The 19,292-nt window shown below is 30.4% G+C and carries 23 protein-coding genes; 20 read left to right on the top strand and 3 right to left on the bottom strand.

Annotated features, from left to right (window positions below; genetic code table 11):
* Positions 1–349: 349 nt before the first annotated feature.
* The 16 genes from ACKGJI_RS07760 to metK all read left to right on the top strand — a co-directional run bounded on the left by ACKGJI_RS07760 (position 350) and on the right by metK (position 13,200).
* A complete protein-coding gene (locus tag ACKGJI_RS07760) occupies positions 350–2,395 on the top strand; it encodes an ATP-dependent helicase (RefSeq protein ID WP_458699721.1) in 2,046 nt (681 codons plus the stop codon).
* A complete protein-coding gene (gene truB / locus ACKGJI_RS07755; protein ID WP_458699720.1) occupies positions 2,392–3,216 on the top strand; it encodes a tRNA pseudouridine(55) synthase TruB in 825 nt (274 codons plus the stop codon). The genes ACKGJI_RS07760 and truB overlap by 4 nt, the downstream gene beginning before the upstream one ends.
* Positions 3,210–3,443, top strand: a complete 234-nt coding sequence (gene csrA, locus ACKGJI_RS07750) for a carbon storage regulator CsrA (protein WP_458699719.1) — start codon at positions 3,210–3,212, stop codon at positions 3,441–3,443. Before truB ends, csrA begins: the two co-directional genes overlap by 7 nt.
* Positions 3,440–4,210, top strand: coding sequence for a 4-(cytidine 5'-diphospho)-2-C-methyl-D-erythritol kinase (locus ACKGJI_RS07745; protein WP_458699718.1), 771 nt, complete (start codon positions 3,440–3,442; stop codon positions 4,208–4,210). The genes csrA and ACKGJI_RS07745 overlap by 4 nt, the downstream gene beginning before the upstream one ends.
* 37 nt (positions 4,211–4,247) lie before the next feature.
* On the top strand, positions 4,248–4,478 hold the full coding sequence (locus ACKGJI_RS07740; RefSeq protein ID WP_458699717.1) for an AbrB/MazE/SpoVT family DNA-binding domain-containing protein: 231 nt from the start codon (positions 4,248–4,250) through the stop codon (positions 4,476–4,478).
* Positions 4,468–4,779 (top strand): type II toxin-antitoxin system PemK/MazF family toxin, encoded by a 312-nt coding sequence (locus ACKGJI_RS07735; RefSeq protein ID WP_458699716.1) that lies wholly within the window; start codon positions 4,468–4,470, stop codon positions 4,777–4,779. Before ACKGJI_RS07740 ends, ACKGJI_RS07735 begins: the two co-directional genes overlap by 11 nt.
* Positions 4,780–4,807: 28 nt before the next feature.
* A complete protein-coding gene (locus ACKGJI_RS07730; RefSeq protein ID WP_458699715.1) occupies positions 4,808–5,023 on the top strand; it encodes an addiction module protein in 216 nt (71 codons plus the stop codon).
* The gene (locus ACKGJI_RS07725) at positions 5,013–5,342 is read left to right on the top strand and encodes a type II toxin-antitoxin system RelE/ParE family toxin (RefSeq protein WP_458699714.1); all 330 of its coding nucleotides are present in this window, start codon (positions 5,013–5,015) and stop codon (positions 5,340–5,342) included. The genes ACKGJI_RS07730 and ACKGJI_RS07725 overlap by 11 nt, the downstream gene beginning before the upstream one ends.
* Entirely contained in the window at positions 5,317–5,778 is a 462-nt protein-coding gene (smpB, locus tag ACKGJI_RS07720) for an SsrA-binding protein SmpB (RefSeq protein ID WP_458699713.1), read from the top strand. The genes ACKGJI_RS07725 and smpB overlap by 26 nt, the downstream gene beginning before the upstream one ends.
* A gap of 68 nt (positions 5,779–5,846) precedes the next feature.
* Positions 5,847–6,449 (top strand): thioredoxin domain-containing protein, encoded by a 603-nt coding sequence (locus ACKGJI_RS07715; RefSeq protein WP_458699712.1) that lies wholly within the window; start codon positions 5,847–5,849, stop codon positions 6,447–6,449.
* A complete protein-coding gene (gene clpS / locus ACKGJI_RS07710; protein WP_458699711.1) occupies positions 6,442–6,738 on the top strand; it encodes an ATP-dependent Clp protease adapter ClpS in 297 nt (98 codons plus the stop codon). Before ACKGJI_RS07715 ends, clpS begins: the two co-directional genes overlap by 8 nt.
* Position 6,739: 1 nt before the next feature.
* The gene (clpA, locus tag ACKGJI_RS07705) at positions 6,740–8,923 is read left to right on the top strand and encodes an ATP-dependent Clp protease ATP-binding subunit ClpA (RefSeq protein WP_458699710.1); all 2,184 of its coding nucleotides are present in this window, start codon (positions 6,740–6,742) and stop codon (positions 8,921–8,923) included.
* Positions 8,907–9,572: a leucyl/phenylalanyl-tRNA--protein transferase gene (aat, locus tag ACKGJI_RS07700; RefSeq protein ID WP_458699709.1), complete on the top strand. Its 666-nt coding sequence runs from the start codon at positions 8,907–8,909 to the stop codon at positions 9,570–9,572. Before clpA ends, aat begins: the two co-directional genes overlap by 17 nt.
* Before the next feature lie 68 nt (positions 9,573–9,640).
* Positions 9,641–10,825 carry an ATP-binding protein gene (locus tag ACKGJI_RS07695; protein WP_458699708.1) on the top strand — a complete coding sequence of 395 codons (1,185 nt, stop codon included), beginning with the start codon at positions 9,641–9,643 and terminating at the stop codon, positions 10,823–10,825.
* 56 nt (positions 10,826–10,881) lie between these two features.
* Positions 10,882–11,778: an AEC family transporter gene (locus tag ACKGJI_RS07690; RefSeq protein WP_458699707.1), complete on the top strand. Its 897-nt coding sequence runs from the start codon at positions 10,882–10,884 to the stop codon at positions 11,776–11,778.
* A 198-nt stretch (positions 11,779–11,976) separates the two neighbouring features.
* Positions 11,977–13,200 (top strand): methionine adenosyltransferase, encoded by a 1,224-nt coding sequence (gene metK / locus ACKGJI_RS07685; protein WP_458699706.1) that lies wholly within the window; start codon positions 11,977–11,979, stop codon positions 13,198–13,200.
* A gap of 21 nt (positions 13,201–13,221) precedes the next feature.
* On the opposite strand, the gene ACKGJI_RS07680 is transcribed toward metK, so the two are convergent.
* From ACKGJI_RS07680 to ACKGJI_RS07670, 3 genes are all read right to left on the bottom strand, one after another.
* The gene (locus tag ACKGJI_RS07680) at positions 13,222–13,515 is read right to left on the bottom strand and encodes a hypothetical protein (RefSeq protein ID WP_458699705.1); all 294 of its coding nucleotides are present in this window, start codon (positions 13,513–13,515) and stop codon (positions 13,222–13,224) included.
* Positions 13,516–13,603: 88 nt separating this feature from the next.
* Positions 13,604–14,530 (bottom strand): citrulline utilization hydrolase CtlX, encoded by a 927-nt coding sequence (gene ctlX / locus ACKGJI_RS07675; RefSeq protein ID WP_458699704.1) that lies wholly within the window; start codon positions 14,528–14,530, stop codon positions 13,604–13,606.
* An 18-nt stretch (positions 14,531–14,548) separates the two neighbouring features.
* The gene (locus tag ACKGJI_RS07670; RefSeq protein WP_458699703.1) at positions 14,549–15,820 is read right to left on the bottom strand and encodes an apolipoprotein N-acyltransferase; all 1,272 of its coding nucleotides are present in this window, start codon (positions 15,818–15,820) and stop codon (positions 14,549–14,551) included.
* On the opposite strand from ACKGJI_RS07670, the gene yajC reads away from it, so the two are divergent.
* The 4 genes from yajC to ACKGJI_RS07650 all read left to right on the top strand — a co-directional run bounded on the left by yajC (position 15,793) and on the right by ACKGJI_RS07650 (position 19,291).
* Positions 15,793–16,065, top strand: a complete 273-nt coding sequence (gene yajC / locus ACKGJI_RS07665; RefSeq protein ID WP_458699702.1) for a preprotein translocase subunit YajC — start codon at positions 15,793–15,795, stop codon at positions 16,063–16,065. The two genes, ACKGJI_RS07670 and yajC, sit on opposite strands and share 28 nt — an antisense overlap.
* Positions 16,058–17,641, top strand: coding sequence for a protein translocase subunit SecD (gene secD / locus ACKGJI_RS07660; RefSeq protein ID WP_458699701.1), 1,584 nt, complete (start codon positions 16,058–16,060; stop codon positions 17,639–17,641). The genes yajC and secD overlap by 8 nt, the downstream gene beginning before the upstream one ends.
* Positions 17,641–18,612, top strand: coding sequence for a protein translocase subunit SecF (gene secF / locus ACKGJI_RS07655; RefSeq protein ID WP_458699700.1), 972 nt, complete (start codon positions 17,641–17,643; stop codon positions 18,610–18,612). Before secD ends, secF begins: the two co-directional genes overlap by 1 nt.
* Before the next feature lie 340 nt (positions 18,613–18,952).
* Entirely contained in the window at positions 18,953–19,291 is a 339-nt protein-coding gene (locus tag ACKGJI_RS07650) for a DUF6394 family protein (RefSeq protein ID WP_458699699.1), read from the top strand.
* Position 19,292 lies beyond the last annotated feature (1 nt).

Genomic DNA, 19,292 nt, shown 5'->3' with positions numbered 1-19,292 from the left:
TAAATAAAGTGTATAAGCCATTAATCGGGTCTTAATAGATTTTTGATATAATAAGACTTCTTACTAGACTCCTATACACCTCAGATGGTTAAAAAGTGGTAAGATTGTGCAAAATAAATTTTATTCCTAGCCGTAGCTAAGTATAAAATATTTTTTTGTGCAAGATTGCTACTTTTTAGCCATCCCTACGGGCACTTAATAGAGAGCTTTACTCTGCGTTAGATAACCTTTCTTATAGCTATGGCTATGAAAAAGAACATCTGTCTTGATTAAAACTCTCTATTAAGCGCTGAGGCGTATAGGAGTCTTGCAAGAAGTCTATTAAATAAACTTATTTAAAGAAGAGAAAATGGAAAAGATATTAGAATCACTAAATGATGCTCAGTGCGAAGCTGTGAAAACAATCGATGGACCTATTTTGATACTAGCTGGAGCTGGAAGTGGAAAAACTAAAACTATTACATCAAGATTGGCATACTTACTTAGTTGTGGAATTCCTGCATCAAATACACTTACATTAACTTTTACAAATAAAGCAGCAAATGAAATGAGAGATAGAGCTATGTCTATGATAGGCAATGAAAGCTCATATCCTCCACTTTTATGTACTTTTCACAAATTTGGACTTCTTTTTTTGAAATTTCATATAAATTTACTTAATAGAAAAAATAGTTTTGTTGTGATTGATACTGATGACAAAAAAAGAATTATAAAGAGTTTTAATTCTGATTTACCTGTAAGTTTAGTTGCAAATGAAATCTCAAGATATAAAAATTCTCTTATTACTCCACAGATTGCTTGGGAGAAAGCTGAACAAGAAAATTATAAAAAAATAGCAAAACTATATGAACAGTATGAAAAGTATATAAATGATAATAACTTAGTAGATTTTGATGACTTACTTGTTTTGCCATATAGAATTTTAGATGAAAATGAAGATTTATGCCAAGAAACTAGCCAAAGATATCAATATATAATGGTTGATGAATATCAAGATACAAATGAACTCCAATACAGACTTTTAAGAAAACTTTGCTCAAATCATAACAATATATGTGTAGTTGGAGATGATGATCAAAGTATATATGGATGGCGTGGAGCTAATATAAAAAATATTTTAGATTTCAAAGACCAGTTTGATGATGTAAAAGTTATAAAATTAGAAAATAATTACAGATCAACTGCAAAAATCCTTGAAGCTGCTAATAACCTCATAGAACATAATCGTTCAAGATTAGGAAAAGTGTTAAAAAGTACAAAAGGTGAAGGTACTAGTATAGCTCTGATAGAATCTGTTGATGAAAAGAATGAATCAACAATTGTTGCAAAAAGAATAAAAAAACTAATAAATGATGGAGTTAGCCCAAAAGATATTGCTGTACTTTATCGTATAAATGCACTTAGTCGTTCTTTAGAAGAGGGATTAAACAGAGAAAAAATCCCTTATAATATGGTTGGTGGAGTAAAGTTTTACGAAAGAGCAGAGATAAAAGACCTCATAAGTTATTTAAGAATTATAGCAAATCCAAATGATGATTTTTCTATCAAAAGAATAATTAACAAACCAAAAAGAGGCTTGGGAAAAGTTACAATAGATAAGATACTAAAAGGGGCATATGAAAATAGAGTATCAGTTTATGAATATATCAAAAATTATCAAAATGATTTAAAAGATTTAGTTAGTAAAAAATCATTTTCTTCGCTTATTGAATTTATAGATAATATTGACAAGCTTATAGAAGTTTCAAACAATGCAACTTTTAATGTGATAGATGAGCTTGAAGAACTTTTTGGTATCAAAAAATACTATGAAATGCTTCCAGATTCACTTGAGAGGGTAGCAAATATTGATGAATTTTACGCACTTTATAGAGATTCTATTAAGCAAAACCCTGATTTAAGTATTGATGAATTTTTAAACGATTTGGCACTTGCTAGTGAGGCTGATGCAATAGATAGTGAAAATATATCCATTATGAGTATACACGCTGCAAAAGGTTTGGAGTTTGATTATCTTTTTGTTATCGGTTTAGAAGAGGGCTTTTTGCCTTTGATTGGAGATGGAAGTGATATCGAAGAAGAACGCCGCTTAGGATATGTTGCTATTACTAGGGCAAGAGAAGAGTTGACTCTTAGTTTTTCATCAAGTAGATTTTATAAAGGAAGAAGAACTGAATTAGAAAAGAGTAGGTTTTTAAAAGAGTGTGGAGTTTGTAAAGGTTCACTATCATTGGAAAAGACAACATCTTTTAAAAAAGGTGATTTAGTTAAACACAAGATTTTTGGTATCGGAAGAATTTTTGAGATTAGTAAAGTCAAACGTGAATTTAAACTAAAAATCAACTTTAGTGGAACAAAAAGAGATATTCTTGCCTCTTTTGTGGAGAAAATATGACAAATAGATTATTTGTAGCTTATAAACCTGCTGGCATTTCATCAAATAGATTTTTAACTAGCATTAAAAGAAGATATGGAGTTAAAAAAGCAGGATTTAGTGGAACCCTTGATCCATTTGCTAAAGGTGTTTTAATCATTGCTTTTGGACAATACACTAAACTTTTTAGATTTTTAAACAAAAAGAAGAAATCATATAGAGCAACTTTGTGGCTTGGAGCTTATAGTCCAACACTAGATATTGAAAAGATTGAAAAAGTGGACGAAGTTATGCCATTTGCCGATGTAAGTGTAGAAATAGTGGCTAATACTTTAAAAGGTGAGATTGAGTACTTACCTCCAAAATATTGTGCTAAAAGAGTAGATGGTAAAAGAGCTTATGATTTAGCAAGAGATGGCAAAGAGTTTGAACTTAAAAAAATAAAAAGCACAATTTATGATTTTAAAGTTATAAGCTATATGCATCCATTTTTAACTTTTGAGATAACCATAAGTGAGGGTGGATACATAAGAAGTATTGGTGATATAATAGCTTCAAAATTTGGTTTTAATGGAGCTCTTAGTTCTTTGGAGAGATTGAGTGAGGGTGATTTTGTATACGAGAATGAAAAAGAGCTAAATCCCCTTGATTATATTGATGTAAAAGAAAACTTTTATTTAGGTGATATACAAGATATCAGACTTGGTAAAAAACTTGATATAAAAAATCTGAAAATAAAAGAAAATGGCTTATACAAAATTGTCTTAGAAGATGAATTTTGTTTTTTACATGTAGAAGATGAAAAAGTAGAATATGTACTAAATAAGGTAAAACTATGTTAATTCTATCTAGAAAAGTTGGCGAAGCAGTTGTTTTAGATGAAAAAGTAACCATAAGAATTATTGACATTTCAAAGGGTGTTGTAAGGATTGGCTTTGATGCACCAGAAGATATGCTAATCTTAAGAGAAGAGCTAGAAGAAGAGGTTAAAAAACTTAACCTAGAAGCAACTAGTAAAAATCAAGATATAGAAGCTCTAAAAGATTTTACAAATAAGTTGAAAAAATGAGATATCCTGCATTTGCTAAAGTAAATGTTTTTTTAAAAATCGTTGGAAAAAGAGATAATTATCATGAGATATTATCTAGGTTTGTAAAAGTAAAAAATTTAAGTGATTATTTGGAATTTAAAGATAAAAAAACAAACCAAGAGTTTGAACTTGTTGGAGATTTTGGCTGTAAAACTGAATCAAATACAATCTACAAAGCCTATAAGGCTACATGTAAAGCTGGATTTGAGGATAAATTAAAAGATTTTTTTAAAAACCACTCTTTACATGTAGAAAAAAATATACCATCTTTTGCAGGTCTTGGAGGTGGAAGTAGCGATGCGGCCGTTTTTTTACATATGATAAACAGTGAACTAAACCTTGGTTTGGGTGAAGAAGAACTAGCAAAGATCGGCTTAGAAGTAGGAGCAGATGTTCCTTTTTTTGTCTATGATTACAATAGTGCAAATGTAAGTGGAATTGGTGAAATTGTAGAAGAGTTTGAAGAAGATTTACTTGATATTGAAGTTTTTACACCAAACATAAAATGTGATACTAAAGAAGTATATAAAGCTTTTAGGCAAAATTATATAATAGAGCCAGTTTTGGCTAAAAAGATGTCAAAAATGAAATCAACTGAGCTCTTAAAAACTTATTCAGATATAACTCTAAATGATTTATTTAGAGTAGCTTTAAAAGTATATCCCAAACTAAATGATTATAGAAAAGATAGTTGGTTTTTTAGCGGAAGTGGAAGTAGTTTTTTTAGAGTAAAAATTGACAAATAAATATAGCTATAATATAATTATATAAAAAGGATTTGCCTTGCAAGTTTCACTTATTGATATAGGTACAAGTAAAGGGATTAGAATCCCTGCTAGTATTTTAAAAATGTTTGAAAAACCCACTGCCTTTGATTTACATGTAAAAGAAAATAGTATTGTTTTAGATGTTTTGGAAAATCCAAGAGTTGGTTGGGAAGATAAGTTTAAAAATAGTGAAAATACTCTTTTGATAGACGATAATCTAGATATGAAAGATTGGGATGAATTATAACCAATACAAAGTAGTTTTGATTAATTTAGATCCAAAATTAGGTAGCGAGATACAAAAAACGAGGCCTTGTTTGATAATATCTCCAAAAGAGATGAACTATAGCAATATTATAGTTGCTCCTATAGCTTCAAAATATAAAGATTACCCAACAAGAGTAAAGTTAAAAAAAGATAGTTATGTAGTGCTTGACCAGATAAGAACAGTTTCTATAAAAAGAATTATCAAAGAATTAGATGTTAAGATAAGTTCTAAGAAAATTAATGAGATTAAAAGTATTATTAAAATAATGTTGGTGGATTAAAAGTAGTAAAGAATATAAAGGAGAATTCATGTTAGCAAAAGAAGATATATTTGAAGAAGTTATGACTATGAAACCAGCACAAAAAGCTGAACTTATTGATAAGCTAATATTGAGTCTTGATATACCAAATCAAGAAGTAGAAGAACTCTGGAAAGAAGAAGTAGAAAATAGAGTTGAAGCTTATGAAAATGGAGATATAGAAACAGTGTCTATAAAAGAAGTATTTAAAAAATATGAAGTTTGAGTTTTTAGATATAGCTCAAAAAGAGCTTGATGATTCTTTTGAATACTATGAATTTCAACAGAAAGAGTTAGGCTATAGATTTATTGATGAGGTTATAAAATCATTAGAAAGGATAAAGTTTTTCCCTTATACTTGGCAAAAGATAACGAAAAATACAAGAAGATGTTTAGTAAAAAGTTTTCCGTATGGAGTGATTTATAAAATATATGATGAAAAGATACTAATTGTGGCAATAGCAAATTTACATCGTAAGCCAAATTATTGGAAAGATAGAATTGAGGATAAAAATATATATGGGACAAACAATAGCAAGAAATAAAAAAGCATATCATGATTATGAGATTTTAGAAGAGTATGAAGCAGGTATTGCGCTTAAGGGAAGCGAAGTAAAGGCTATAAGAAGGGGAAGGGTTAATTTAAAAGACTCTTTTGTTAGGATTATAAAAGGTGAGGCATTTTTGCTAAATGCACATATTTCAAATCTTGAAACAACTCACTCGTTTTACAGACCTGATGAGAGAAGAGATAGAAAGCTTTTACTTCATAGAAAAGAGATAGACAAACTAGAGCAAAGAGTGATGAAAGATGGACTTAGTATTGTACCAACTTCACTTTACTTAAGTCATAAAAACTTAGTTAAAATCAAAATTGCACTTGCTCGTGGTAAAAAGTTGCATGATAAAAGAGAAGATTTAAAGAGGAAAACAGCAAATAGGGAAGCTCAAATTGCTATGAAAAATCATTTTTATAAATAGTTTATAAACTATTTATATTTGATTGGTAGAATAATCATATTAAATTTTAAACTAAAAGGGAACTAATAATGCGTTTTTTGAAAATTTTAGCGAGTATAATAACAATTTTTATTTTTATAGGCTGTTCTGATAGCACTCAAGATGGACCAGTACAAGAGACATACAAAAATGGTGATGTAATTGAGCTTGAGAGTGTACTAGGAACAAAAATGACTCTTCTTAGAAAAGATGGAGGGTTTGTTTTAAAAGGTAATGAAAATAAAATTTTGATACTTGATTTTTTTGGTACATTTTGTAGACCTTGTCAAAAAGAAGCACCAAAGTTGATGAATTTTCAGTTAAAAAACGATAAAGATGTAGTATTGATTGGGTTTACATCTCTTGAAGATGTTACTAATGAGTATGTAAGAGATAATTTTGTATCAAAATACAATGCTTATTATTTCATAGTTAATTCACCTAACAATGAAAAATTACTCAATACAGTTACAAAAGATATAGATTATAATAGAGCTGTTCAAGTACCATTTAAGGTAGTTTTGAAAAATGGAAAATATCAAAAAGTTACGGACCCTTATGATGAAAGTCCAAATGACAATTTTTATATTGGGGCAATTGAAACAGAAATTATAGAAAAAGACATAAATAGGATAAAATCAACTAATGAGTAAATTTAAAGAGGAAGTAAAGTCAGAAATTGAGCTACAAAAGCCTAAAATGTATAGGGTTTTGCTTTTAAATGATGATTATACAAGTATGGAGTTTGTTGTAAATGTATTGAAGTTGATTTTTCATAAAAATGAAGAAGAAGCTCATGCAATAATGCTTAAAATTCACAACAGTGGAAGTGGAGTATGTGGAGTTTATACATACGATATAGCCGAAACAAAAGTAGCGCAGGTTTTATCTTATGCAAAACAAAATAAATTTCCTTTAAGAGCTATAATGGAGGAAGAATAAAATGGTAAGCGAAGAGTTAAATTCTGTATTTGCAGATGCAATAAGTTTTGCAAAAGAAAATCAACATGAGTATATAACAATTGAGCATATTTTTTATTCACTTATTCACAACAAGCAAATAGAAGACATTCTTTTAAAGTGTGGAGCAGATTGTGAATTTTTGAAAAAAAATTTGATGGTATATTTTTTAAATAGTATTGAAAAAGTAAACGATAAAGCTGATTATCAACCCTTTGAGACAGTTTCTCTAACAAGAGCAATTGAAAGCATGATGATACATGTAAAAGGCTCAGGTAAAACTCAAGCAACATTAACAGATATGCTAGTAGCCATCTTTGATGAAGAACAATCATACAGTGTAATTTTACTAAAATCTCAAGGAGTCGAAAAGCTAGATATTTTAGAAATCATAACTCAAGTGACTTCTCCTGAAGTTACTCAAGAAAAAGATAAAAAGAGCGCATTGGAGCTTTATACTATTGATTTGATTGAACTTGCTAAAAAAGGCAAGATTGATCCTTTGATTGGAAGAGCTGACGAAGTAAACAGAGTTATGCAAGTGCTTTGTAGAAGAAAGAAAAATAATCCTATTTTAGTAGGTGAAGCTGGTGTTGGAAAAACTGCGATTGTTGAAGGTTTGGCTTTAAAGATTGTAAACAATGAAACTCCAGAAATCTTAAAAGATGCAAAGTTATATGCACTTGATATTGGCTCTCTTTTGAGTGGAGCTAAGTATAGAGGAGATTTTGAGAAAAGATTAAAAGATGTTTTAAATGAGCTCAAAAAAGAAAAACAAGCAATTTTATTTATAGATGAAATTCACACTATTGTAGGAGCTGGCTCAACTAGTGGTGGCTCTATGGATTTATCAAACCTATTAAAACCAACATTGGCAACTGGAGAACTTAAGTGTATAGGAGCTACAACTTATAGTGAATTTAGAAACTTTTTTGATAAAGATAGAGCTCTTAGTAGAAGGTTTTCAAAGCTTGATGTTAGCGAGCCTAGTTTGGAAGATTCATACGAGATACTTTTAGGACTTAAAAAGTATTATGAAGAGCATCATGGCATAAAATATCCTCCAAAAGTTTTAAAAAGTTCAGTTGAGCTTGCAAAAAAATACATAAATGATAAATTTTTGCCTGATAGTGCGATTGATTTGATTGATGAGGTTGGAGCTTCTTTTGCTCTAAATAAAAGAAAGAGAAAAGTAGTAACTCTGCATGATATAAATATAATTTTATCAAAAGTTGCAAATATTCCAAATCCAAATGTTGGCGTTGATGAAGGCGAATTGATGAAAGATTTGGATAGTAAGCTTAAATCAAAAGTTTTTGGACAAGACAAGGCTATTGAGACTTTAGTAACTGCTATAAAAAGAAGCAGAGCAGGGCTTGGAAATCCAACTAGTCCAATCGGTGCATTTTTATTTGCTGGGCCTACTGGAGTTGGTAAAACTGAAGTTGCAAAACAACTATCAAATGAACTTGGAATTCATTTTGAGAGATTTGATATGAGTGAGTATATGGAAAAACATACTGTAAGTAGACTCATAGGTGCGCCTCCTGGTTATGTTGGGTATGAAGAGGGTGGTCAGTTAACTGAAGCTATAAAAAAACACCCTTATAGTGTACTTTTGCTAGATGAGATTGAAAAAGCACATCCTGATTTACTAAATATATTGCTTCAAGTGTTTGATAGTGCAACTTTAACAGATAATGATGGAAATAAAACTGATTTTAGAAATGTAATTATCATAATGACTTCAAATCTTGGAACAAAAGAGGCAAATCAAGTAGGATTTACAAAAGAGAGCAGTTTTAAAAGCGAAAATGCTATAAAAGACTTTTTTGCACCAGAATTTAGAAATAGATTAGATGCCATAGTAAACTTTGCTCCACTTCCAACTGAAGTTATGATTAGCATTGTTGAGAAATTACTAAGAGAGTTAGAAAATCAGTTAAAAGATAAAAAGATAAAAATCGAAGCTTCAAAAAAAGCTAAAACTTACTTAGCAAAAAAAGGATACTCTGCTGAACTTGGTGCAAGAGTTATGCAAAGAGTTATCAGTGATGAAGTTAAAACTCCGCTTAGTGATGAGATACTTTTTGGAAAGTTAAAAAATGGTGGAACAGTTAAGATTGATTTTAAGAAAGAAGCTTTAAGTTTTGAGTATCAAAGTTGAAATACCAAAGCTACTAGATGATGAATATGTGTTCCCAAATCCAAGAAGTGCTACTTCACATGGACTTCTTGCTTGGGGAGGAGATTTGAGTGTAGAAAGACTTTTGAGTGCCTATAAAAGTGGAATTTTTCCTTGGTATTCAAAAAATGATCCAATTCTTTGGTGGTCACCAGATCCTAGGTTATTACTTTTCCCAAACGATTTTAGAGTTACTAAATCTTTGAAAAAAAGTAGAAAAAAATTTGAAGTAAACTTCAATAGTGATTTTGAGAAAGTTATCTCTACATGTAAAGAATTAAGAGAAGATACATGGATAACAGATGAGATGCTAGAAGCTTATATTTCTTTACATGTAGAAGGTTTTGCTAAGAGTGTGGAATGTTATCAAGATGGTGAGTTAGTTGGTGGGTTATATGGAGTTCAAATTGGCTCTGTATTTTGTGGAGAGTCTATGTTTAGCAAAGTTAGTGATGCTTCAAAAGTAGCACTTTGGAATTTGTGTGAAGTGATGGGAAAAAATGGTGGAGATTTTATAGATTGTCAAATGCCAACAGAACATCTCATAAGTTTAGGCGCTAGTATTGTAAAAAGAGATGATTTTTTAAATAAACTTTCTACATGTAAAGATAAAAAGGTTGAATTGTTTTAAACTAATTTATACTTTAAAGCATAATATTATGATACAATATTATGGTTACAACCATAAAAAGGCTAGATATGCTAACGCAACTCAAAGATTATCAATTAAACTATTTAAGAATTTTTAATGAAAAATATAAAAGGTATATACATAAAGAGGTAAATTTCAATCAAAAACTTATTGGTATTATTGGTGCTAGAGGTGTTGGGAAAACCACTTTTTTACTTCAATATTTAAACGAAAATCCTTTACCATTATCTAAAAAACTTTATTTTAGTGCAGATGTTGTTGATTTGGAATCTCTGTTTGAGATTGCATACTCTTTTTCAAAAGAGGGCGGAGAACTTTTAATAATAGATGAAATTCATAAATATAAAAATTTTGAAATAGAGTTGAAAAAGATTTATGATATGCTTGATTTAAAAGTGATTTTTTCAGGCTCAAGTGCATTGAAACTGGATAATGCAAAAGGAGATTTAAGCAGAAGAGCATTTTTGTACAATATGAAAGGATTGTCTTTTAGAGAGTTTATAGAGTTAAAAACTTCTATGACTTTACCGACTTTTACAAGTAGTGAGATATTTGACAATCATACAAACATAGCATATGAGCTTGGGACTAAATTAAAACCATTTGAGTTTTTTCAAGAGTATATTCAAAAGGGTTATTATCCATTTTATTTTGAAGATAGAGATAATTATCTTATAAAGCTTCAAGAGACTATAAATACAGTTATTGAAGTTGATATTCCATCAATATTTCCAATCGAGTATGAAAAGATTATAAATTTGAAAAAACTGATAAAACTTGTATGCTTATCTAAGCCTTTTAAAATAAATATAAAAGAGTTATCAAATAGAATTGGCATAAATGATTATCAGACACTCTATAAATATATGGAGTATTTAAAAAGAGGAAAAATATTAAGTATTTTAAGAGCAAAGTCAAAAGGTGATAACATTTTTACAAAACCAGATAAATTGTATCTTGCCAATACAAATTTACACTTTGCATACTGTAGCAGTAGTGAAATAGGAACTATTAGAGAAGTGTTTTTTATGAGTATGTTTCATGAAGACAGATTGAGCATTAGTAAACAAGGTGATTTTTTAGTTGATGATAAATATACTATAGAAGTTGGTGGGAAAAGTAAAAGCTTCAAGCAGATAAAAGATATAGAAAATAGTTTTGTAGTTGCTGATGATATTGAGGTTGGAAGTGGCAATAAAATCCCACTTTGGTTATTTGGATTTTTATATTAAACAACAAAAATAAAGGAATTTTACGTGCAGATAGATTTGTTGAATAGGTGTTTGTGTTGATAGCTGATATAATGCCAGTTTTTATTTTCGTGGCACTTGGATATGTGTTTAAGGTTTTCAAAAGAGATATATCTGAATCTCTTATTGAGTTTGTTATTTACTTCTCTCTTCCTGCTCTTGCTTTGGTTAAAATTAGAGAGTTAGAATTTAACGAAGTAGTTTTTAATATCATTATCATTGCTTACATTGCTATGACAATATCAGCCGTGCTTTCTTACTTTGTAGGTAAGTTTTTAAAACTTGAGAGAAAAGTATTGGCGACATTTATGGTTGTGTCTGTTTTTGGAAATACATCGTTTGTTGGATTTTCATATGTAGAATCTCTTTATAGTGCAAATGAACTAGTTTATCCTTTGGTATATGATCAAATCGGAAGTTTTTTAGCTTTACTGACTATCGGTATGGTTTTAATCTCATGGGGAGCTCAAAGAGAGATAAAACTTAGTACTTTTGAAAAAATAAAGATGATTTTAACTCCGCCTTTATTGTCTATCATCTTAGCTATTTTTTTTCATGGTGTTGAATTTCCTGTTTTTTTAGAAAATGTACTTCAAAAATTAGAATATACTCTTATACCATTAGTTACCATGATAGTCGGTATGAAACTAGAGATTAAGGCTTTTAAAAATTATTTTAAAGAGAGTATGATAGCACTTTTAATCAAAATGATACTTACTCCGCTGATAGTTTTTATGCTGGTTTATCCTTTTTTTGATTTTACTGAGAATTGGGCTAAGATAAGCATCTTAGAAGTAGCAATGCCACCAATGACTATGGCGACCGTACTTGCTATAAGAGGTGGATTAAATAAAGATTTAGCAATAAACTCTTTGGGGCTTGGAATTTTATTTTCTTTTTTAGTAATTCCAATATGGAATTTTATTTTAAGTTAAATGGGAGTAAAATTACCTCTTTTAAAGAAATAGGTGGGCTATAAGTACCTAGCAGGTACTTAAAAAAGCCTTGGTTCAAACTTTTAAATTTTATTTTTTCTTACTAACAAATGTGTTTTTGAAAAAATGGAAAACAAAAGGATGGAAAACAGGTTTATAAGTAATTATAAACGGGAAAACAAAGAAATGGAAAACAAAATGCAAAACAAAACACAAGATTCTGTGAAAACACAATACCTCTTTACAAGTGAAGTCGTAAGTCCAGGTCACCCTGATAAATGTGCTGATATCATAGCTGATAGCATTGTAGATGCTCTTTTGATTGAAGATTCTAATGCTAGAGTTGCTAGTGAAGTATTTGTTGCTGGAAAGCATATAGTAGTAGGTGGCGAAGTATCTACAAAAAAGCATCCTGATTATGAAAAAATTGTAAAAGATGCTCTTGTTAAAATTGGATATGATGGAAAATCAGCTTTTAGTAGGGAACAATGCTTATATCCTGATGATGTAGATGTTCAAATTCTTTTAAATCAGCAAAGCCCAGATATCAATCAAGGAGTTGATCAAGAAAGCGGAGAAATTGGAGCTGGAGATCAGGGGATTATGTTTGGATTTGCTTCAAATGAAACAGCTGATTTGATGCCAGCAGCAATCTTTTATGCAAGAATGTTATGTGATAAAGTTTACAATTATGCACTAAATCACAAGCATAAATTGGGAGTTGATATAAAGACTCAAGTTACTATTGATTATGGAAGCAAAGAGAATTTTGAAAATTGTAAACCACAAAAAATACACACCATAGTAGTGTCAGCTCCTTCAGTTGAGTCAATGCCAATAGAAGAGGTAAGAGCTCTTATAAAAGGTCTTATTGATGATACAGGTTTACCAACTGAGTTATATGATCCAAATGATACAATCATACATATAAACCCAACAGGAAGATATGTAAATCATAGCTCTTTACATGATTCTGGATTAACCGGAAGAAAACTGATAGTAGATAGCTTTGGTGGGTACTCTCCAATAGGTGGTGGTGCTCAAAGTTCTAAAGATTATACAAAAGTTGATAGAAGTGGATTGTACGCAGCTAGATGGATTGCAAAAAATATAGTAGCAGCAGGACTTGCTAAAAAATGTTCAGTTCAACTCTCATACGCGATAGGCGTAGCAAAACCAGTTTCAGTAAGTGTAGATACTTTTGGAACTTTTACAAGTGTAGATGATGATACACTTTCAAACTTTGTAAGTCAAACTTTTAGCCTTACTCCTAGATGGATTACAGACAAGTTTGGTTTAGACAAGCCAGGTAGTGAAACATTTTTATATGCAGATGTTGCAGCTCGTGGCCAAGTAGGACAAAGTGATTATCCTTGGGAAAAACTTGATGCGGTTGAAATTTTCAAGGCTTTAGAAAAATAATAAGAAGAGCAAAAGCTCTTCTTATTTGTGTTTATAAAAAACTTTATTTAGGTAATTTGCAACTTTTTCTTGTTCTTCGGGAAACCATCCAGTATCAAAGTTACTATCACACATTTCAACCCACGCCTTTATCTGCTTTAGATCTTTTGCTTTGAAACTAGTTCCTTTTTTGTTTATAGAATTTGGATCAAATTTTGCACCTTGCAGGTGACATTCTTTACAATCAGCTTTAACATACAAAGCCCTTCCTTCGTCAAAATCACTACTAGCAAAGACTAACATAGAGGCTAATAAACTAAAAATTAAAATTTTCATTTTCTCTCCTTTGTTTAAACTGTCACTATTATATCACAATATGAAAATATTATCTAATTTTTATTTTGCCTCTAACATTTTGTTAAAATTAGTGTCTTGGACTTAGATGAATCCCAGCAATCATGCATCTAACAGATCCACCTGCAAGTTCAATTGTAGGTACTTTAAGTGGTAAAATGATTGAGCTTTTTTCTATGATGTCGATTTGTTCTTTAGTTAGTGCATCTTTTGCTCTTTGAGACATAACTAAATAACTTTGGTTGTTGTCTCCAGTTAGCTCAATTGCATTTCCAGCAAAATTATCTATTTGCTCATAACTTAGAGGTATGACTTCAAAACCTCCTTCTTCAAGTCTTTGCTTAACTTCTTCTCTTCTTTTTTTATCTACAATCATATCAAGGCAAATAAGCGCGTATTTTGAAGCTATACACATCATTACATTTGTATGATAGATTGCATTGTTATTTGCATCAGATGTATCAAATGCCATTGGTTCGTATTTAAATATTGAGCAAAATCTTTCTAGGATTATCTCATTTGAACGGTTTGATTTTGCAGTATAAGCTATCCTATTTATGTTATCTAAAACCATTGCTCCAGTACCTTCTAAGAAGAGATTATCCCACTCTAAGCCAGAAAAATCAATAACATCTTGAACTCTATATTCTGATTTGAGCATTTCTATGATATCACTTCTTCTTTCTCTTCTTCTGTTTGGAGAAAACATAGGATAGATTGCTATGTGACCGCCATTGTGCGTTGAAAACCAATTGTTTGGAAAAACAGAATCAGGAGTTTCTTTTTCTCCAAAATCATCAAATACATGTACAGTTATACCATGTTGCTTTAATTTTTCAACTGCAGTATCAAATTCATGTAGGGCTTTTTTTGATATATTTTCTATATTTTCTGTATTTTCCTTTTGGAATGCATTATCAGATACTGTTTCAGGGTTAGAAAAAAATTTCCATGGACGAACCATGACTATTGCATTTGGTGCTTGAATAAGTGCCATAATATTTCCTTTGATTTTTTAAGGCGTAATTATAGCATTTATCCCACCATTTGCACTATGATAAATGATAGTATTATATTTTCTTGCATAGTATTTTAAGAGTAGTTTTTGTAAAGTTGGCTCGATGGAGGGTTTAAACCATGCATTATTGCTAATTGCCACCATATATCTTGGGTTGTTTTTAAAAAGTTCATTACTTGTAGCTTCATAACAAATGGCATTTCTAAATTTGTAACCGTTTATATCAAAATCAGTAACATCTTTTGCGCTTTCATAGTCTTCTGCGCCGTTAAAAAATATTTTATTTATTATTCTTGCCATAAATTTTGGAAGAGCTATTTTTTCTCCAAAAGGTACTAGTACAACCTTATTTGCTATTTTCATATCTCCATTTTGAAACATATATGATGAGTTATATACTTTTTCATTTAAAACTCTTAATCCACCAGTAATAATTGAAATTTTATGAGATAGTTTTTTTAATTTTTCTACTAACTCTACATGTAAATTAAGATAAAGCGGAAAAGCACTCTCAGGTAGTATTATCAAATCTTTTTTGTTTTGTATAGCTTTTTTGATTATCAAAAAGTTAGTTTCAATTATCTCTTGTTGGTATTTTTTATCCCATTTTTTATCTTGCTCTAAATTTATATCTGCAAGTGCTATGTTTAAATTTGGTGGTTTTATCTGAGTTTGATTGTTAGAAAATGGAAGCAATATAATAGCAATTAAGAAAATAAAATTATATGGTTTTTTTACTCTAATTAAAAAGACTAAAAAAGCTAAAAAAAGAGTGTACATGTAAAGGTTTGTAGAAAAATATGAATTGATAAATAAAAGCTCTAACTTTAGCCAATTAAATCCAAATGGTTCAAAAAAAGATAAAGCTAGTAAGAGGATAGCTCTTATCTCAACTGATATAGAAAGCTTAGAAATAATCCAAAAAATAAACCCATAAATAAGTCCAATTCCTATGATTACAAAAGGTATTAGATAAGGTAAATCATAAAACCTAAAGCTAAGAGAAATCCAGTAAAACCAAAAAATTCCTAGAAAAAATCCTATCCATGGTAATGTTTTATTTTGTGCTTTTAAAAGAGTGTAAAATCCAATAAAAGCAAATATTGAATTAATAATTTTTGATTGAAAAGAAAAATAATCAAGATATATAAAAATTGATAGGCTAAATGCTATAAAAAAGCCTTTTATTATATAAAAAGTGCTAGAATGATTCTTCGAAAATTTTTTATAAAAGGATTCATATGCAAGGCGGTTCAGATATATTTGCATCTTTGCTCCCATTGGTGGTGTTATTTGCGATTTTTTACTTTTTGGTTATTAGGCCTCAACAAAAACAGGCTAAAGAACACAAAGAGATGATTGCCAACTTAAAAAAAGGCGACAAAGTTATCACAAATGGTGGTATTATCTGTGAGGTGGTTAAACCTGAAGAGAATTTTATCAAACTTAAGCTTAATGACGAAGTTGTGGTAAAAGTTTCAAAAGAGTATATAGCGAAGAAAATCGATGAGTAAAGGCGGATTAAATTACCGATTGGTGATTTTTTTTCTTGCTATCATCTTTGGCATAGGTTTTTCTATGCCAACATTTTTGCAAACGCAAAAGGGTGCAAAAATTTCTTTAGGACTAGATCTTCAAGGCGGGCTTTATATGCTCCTTGGAGTAAAAACAGATGAAGCAATAAAAAGTAAAATTAAATCAATCGCATCAAGTATAAAATTTTTTACGGATGACAATGACATTATCATAGATAATTTAAAAATAACAGATGATAGTGTTACTTTGGTTTTAGTTGATCCAGATGAAGAGAAAAATTTGGATGAAATGTTAAATAAAATACCTGGTTTGAAAATTGAAAAAGATAAACTAAACTATACGATTACACTCACTCCAATAGAAATCGAAGCTACAAAGGATTATGCTATTAATCAAGCGGTTGAGACTATTAGAAATAGACTTGACCAATTTGGTTTGGCAGAACCAAATGTTGCTAGGCAAGGACAAGATAAAATCTTAGTAGAACTTCCTGGAATAAAAACTGGAGAACAAGAAAAAAGAGCAAGAGAACTTATAGCAAAAGCTGCTCATTTACAACTGATGGCAGTTGATGAGCTTAGAAATGACAGAGCTTATAGTATGAGTGAGGATGAAGCAAGAGAGTATGGTGATGTTATATTGCCTGATGCTAGAAATCCACAGCAAAGACATGTTCTAAAAGAAGTTCCAATACTAGATGGAAGTATGCTAACTGATGCTAAAGTTGGATATGACCGTATGAATCAACCAGTTATTAACTTTTCACTAAATAGTGAAGGGGCAAAAATATTTGGTGATTTTACAGCAAAGAGTATTGGCAAACATTTAGCAATTGTTTTAGATGATAAAGTATATTCTGCTCCAGTTATTAGAGAAAGAATTGGTGGAGGAAGTGGTCAAATCAGTGGTGGATTTAGTGTAGATGAAGCTAGTGATGTAGCTATTGCTCTTAGAAGTGGTGCTCTTTTAGCTCCTGTTAAATTGCTTGAAAAAAGAAGTGTTGGCCCAAGTTTGGGGGCTGATAGTATAAAATCAAGTATGATTGCACTAATTTTAGGTTTTGTATTAGTTGTTATATTTATGGTTGTTTATTATGGCTTAGCTGGTGTTATTGCAAATGTGGCTTTGATAGCAAACTTGTTTATAGTTTTAGCAATTATGGCACTTTTTGGAGCAACCCTGACCCTTCCTGGAATGGCAGGTATTGTACTAACTGTTGGTATGGCAGTTGATGCCAATGTTATTATCAATGAGCGTATAAGAGAGCTATTTAGGCAAGGTGTTAGCATACAAAAAGCGATTGAAAAAGGTTATGATAATGCAATGAGTGCAATCTTGGATGCAAACATAACTACTCTTTTAGCTGCAGTTGTGCTTTATGCATATGGAACAGGGCCTATAAAAGGTTTTGCAGTTACTATGAGTATAGGTATTTTAGCTTCAATGCTAACAGCTATCTTAGGAACTCATGGAATTTATCAATACTTTATGCCTCGTATTGAAAAGAGTAAAAACTTATCTCTTTGGTTTGGGATAAAGAAGGAGGTAAGATAATGCAAATTTTTTCAAAAGATAAAACTTATGATTTTATGAGTAAAAGCATACCTTTTTTAATGCTTTCAATTATACTGATAATTGCATCATATGTAATGATTTTTTCTAAAGGTTTAAATTATGGAATTGACTTTGCCGGAGGAACAATTGTTCAAGTAAAATATGAAGGAAAAGCTCCAATTCAAAAGATGAGAGATCAAATATCAGTAGATAAAATGTTTGCAAATGCAAGTATTACTGAATTTGGTAGCCCTGATGAAGTTGTTATTAGGTTTATGAGTAGTACAGATTCTGTTCAAAATGATTTGAGTGATAAGATTGCAAAGCTTTTAAAAGGCACAGGTAACTTTGAGATAAGAAGAGTAGATATAGTTGGGCCTAAAGTTGGTGGAGAGCTTAGAGAAAAGGGCTTGATGGCAATGGTAGTTTCAATCTTAATAATCTTGATATATGTTACATTTAGATTTGAATGGAGATTTGCTGTTGCTTCAATCATTGCTTTAGTTCATGATATTTCTATTGCTATTGGTGCAATTGTATTGTTTAAGGTTGATGTAAATCTTGATATATTAGCAGCACTTTTAACTCTACTTGGTTATTCACTAAACGATACTATTATCGTTTTTGATAGAATTAGAGAGGAGATTAAAAACTCCAAAAATTTTGATTTATTTGAAATTATCAATTATTCTATATCAAAAACATTATCTCGTACACTTTTAACATCACTTACTACATTTTTTGTTATTTTAACACTTTGGGCATTTGGTGGAGAGATAATTCATGGATTTGGTGTCACTCTTTTAGTAGGTATCATCGTGGGAACTTATAGTTCCATTTTTGTAGCTTCTCCAATACTTAAATGGTTAAACTTTAGTGTAGAAGATTACAAGAAAAAAGAGACAGAAAAAGAAAAAAGAAGAGTAGAAAAAGAAAAAATGAGAGCTCAATACGAACAAGGAATTGTGTAGTATTGAGTTCTCTCTCGACGAAGTCGAAGCTTTAGTGTTTGAGAGAGCTTGAACTTGTTCGAGCGAACGAGGTAAAATATAAAGCTCAATACGAACAAGGAATTGTGTAGTATTGAGTTCTCTCTCGACGAAGTCGAAGCTTTAGTGTTTGAGAGAGCTTGAACTTGTTCGAGCGAACGAGGTAAAATATAAAGCTCAATACGAACAAGGAATTGTTTAGTACTTAGTTTGTTTGAACTCAATACTAACAATAAAGTTACATTATTGAATAGTTTTATTTTCAAGAAACTCTACATGTAAAAACTTTACATGTAGAGTTGAATTAAGAGGAGATGGTAAAATGGATTGGGGAAAAGTAATATACATATTTTTTGCTCTTATGAGTCTAACAACAACTGTTGGTTTTTTGTATGAAACTAACGAAGTAGCACTTTTTGTAGCAGGAAGTATTAACTTGATTTCTACACTTCTAAAGATTGGAGTAAAGAATATATTGGCAGCTGAACTTTTTGCTAGTTCTTTAGTAGCTGATTTACATCTTATCCCTGCTTTTATATTTTTAGTAATTGCAGGTAATGAAACTATGGCAATATCTCTTGCAATTGGAGCAATTGTAGCTAACTTATTTTCATTAGCATTAGTATTAATAGAAGCACTTAAAACAGAAGAAGAATTTTAAA

This window comes from Sulfurospirillum sp. 1307, assembly GCF_054408545.1.
This window is presented reverse-complemented; position numbering and strand designations above follow the sequence as displayed.

Excerpts from the sequence above, each read along its gene's own strand:
- ACKGJI_RS07760 (WP_458699721.1), top strand. The coding sequence starts at position 350 with ATGGAAAAGATATTAGAATCACTAAATGATGCTCAGTGCGAAGCTGTG.
- truB (WP_458699720.1), top strand. The coding sequence starts at position 2,392 with ATGACAAATAGATTATTTGTAGCTTATAAACCTGCTGGCATTTCATCA.
- csrA (WP_458699719.1), top strand. The coding sequence starts at position 3,210 with ATGTTAATTCTATCTAGAAAAGTTGGCGAAGCAGTTGTTTTAGATGAA.
- ACKGJI_RS07745 (WP_458699718.1), top strand. The coding sequence starts at position 3,440 with ATGAGATATCCTGCATTTGCTAAAGTAAATGTTTTTTTAAAAATCGTT.
- ACKGJI_RS07735 (WP_458699716.1), top strand. The coding sequence starts at position 4,468 with ATGAATTATAACCAATACAAAGTAGTTTTGATTAATTTAGATCCAAAA.
- ACKGJI_RS07730 (WP_458699715.1), top strand. The coding sequence starts at position 4,808 with ATGTTAGCAAAAGAAGATATATTTGAAGAAGTTATGACTATGAAACCA.
- ACKGJI_RS07725 (WP_458699714.1), top strand. The coding sequence starts at position 5,013 with ATGAAGTTTGAGTTTTTAGATATAGCTCAAAAAGAGCTTGATGATTCT.
- smpB (WP_458699713.1), top strand. The coding sequence starts at position 5,317 with ATGGGACAAACAATAGCAAGAAATAAAAAAGCATATCATGATTATGAG.
- ACKGJI_RS07715 (WP_458699712.1), top strand. The coding sequence starts at position 5,847 with ATGCGTTTTTTGAAAATTTTAGCGAGTATAATAACAATTTTTATTTTT.
- clpS (WP_458699711.1), top strand. The coding sequence starts at position 6,442 with ATGAGTAAATTTAAAGAGGAAGTAAAGTCAGAAATTGAGCTACAAAAG.
- clpA (WP_458699710.1), top strand. The coding sequence starts at position 6,740 with ATGGTAAGCGAAGAGTTAAATTCTGTATTTGCAGATGCAATAAGTTTT.
- ACKGJI_RS07695 (WP_458699708.1), top strand. The coding sequence starts at position 9,641 with ATGCTAACGCAACTCAAAGATTATCAATTAAACTATTTAAGAATTTTT.
- metK (WP_458699706.1), top strand. The coding sequence starts at position 11,977 with ATGCAAAACAAAACACAAGATTCTGTGAAAACACAATACCTCTTTACA.
- ACKGJI_RS07680 (WP_458699705.1), bottom strand. The coding sequence starts at position 13,515 with ATGAAAATTTTAATTTTTAGTTTATTAGCCTCTATGTTAGTCTTTGCT.
- ctlX (WP_458699704.1), bottom strand. The coding sequence starts at position 14,530 with ATGGCACTTATTCAAGCACCAAATGCAATAGTCATGGTTCGTCCATGG.
- yajC (WP_458699702.1), top strand. The coding sequence starts at position 15,793 with ATGCAAGGCGGTTCAGATATATTTGCATCTTTGCTCCCATTGGTGGTG.
- ACKGJI_RS07670 (WP_458699703.1), bottom strand. The coding sequence starts at position 15,820 with ATGCAAATATATCTGAACCGCCTTGCATATGAATCCTTTTATAAAAAA.
- secD (WP_458699701.1), top strand. The coding sequence starts at position 16,058 with ATGAGTAAAGGCGGATTAAATTACCGATTGGTGATTTTTTTTCTTGCT.
- secF (WP_458699700.1), top strand. The coding sequence starts at position 17,641 with ATGCAAATTTTTTCAAAAGATAAAACTTATGATTTTATGAGTAAAAGC.
- ACKGJI_RS07650 (WP_458699699.1), top strand. The coding sequence starts at position 18,953 with ATGGATTGGGGAAAAGTAATATACATATTTTTTGCTCTTATGAGTCTA.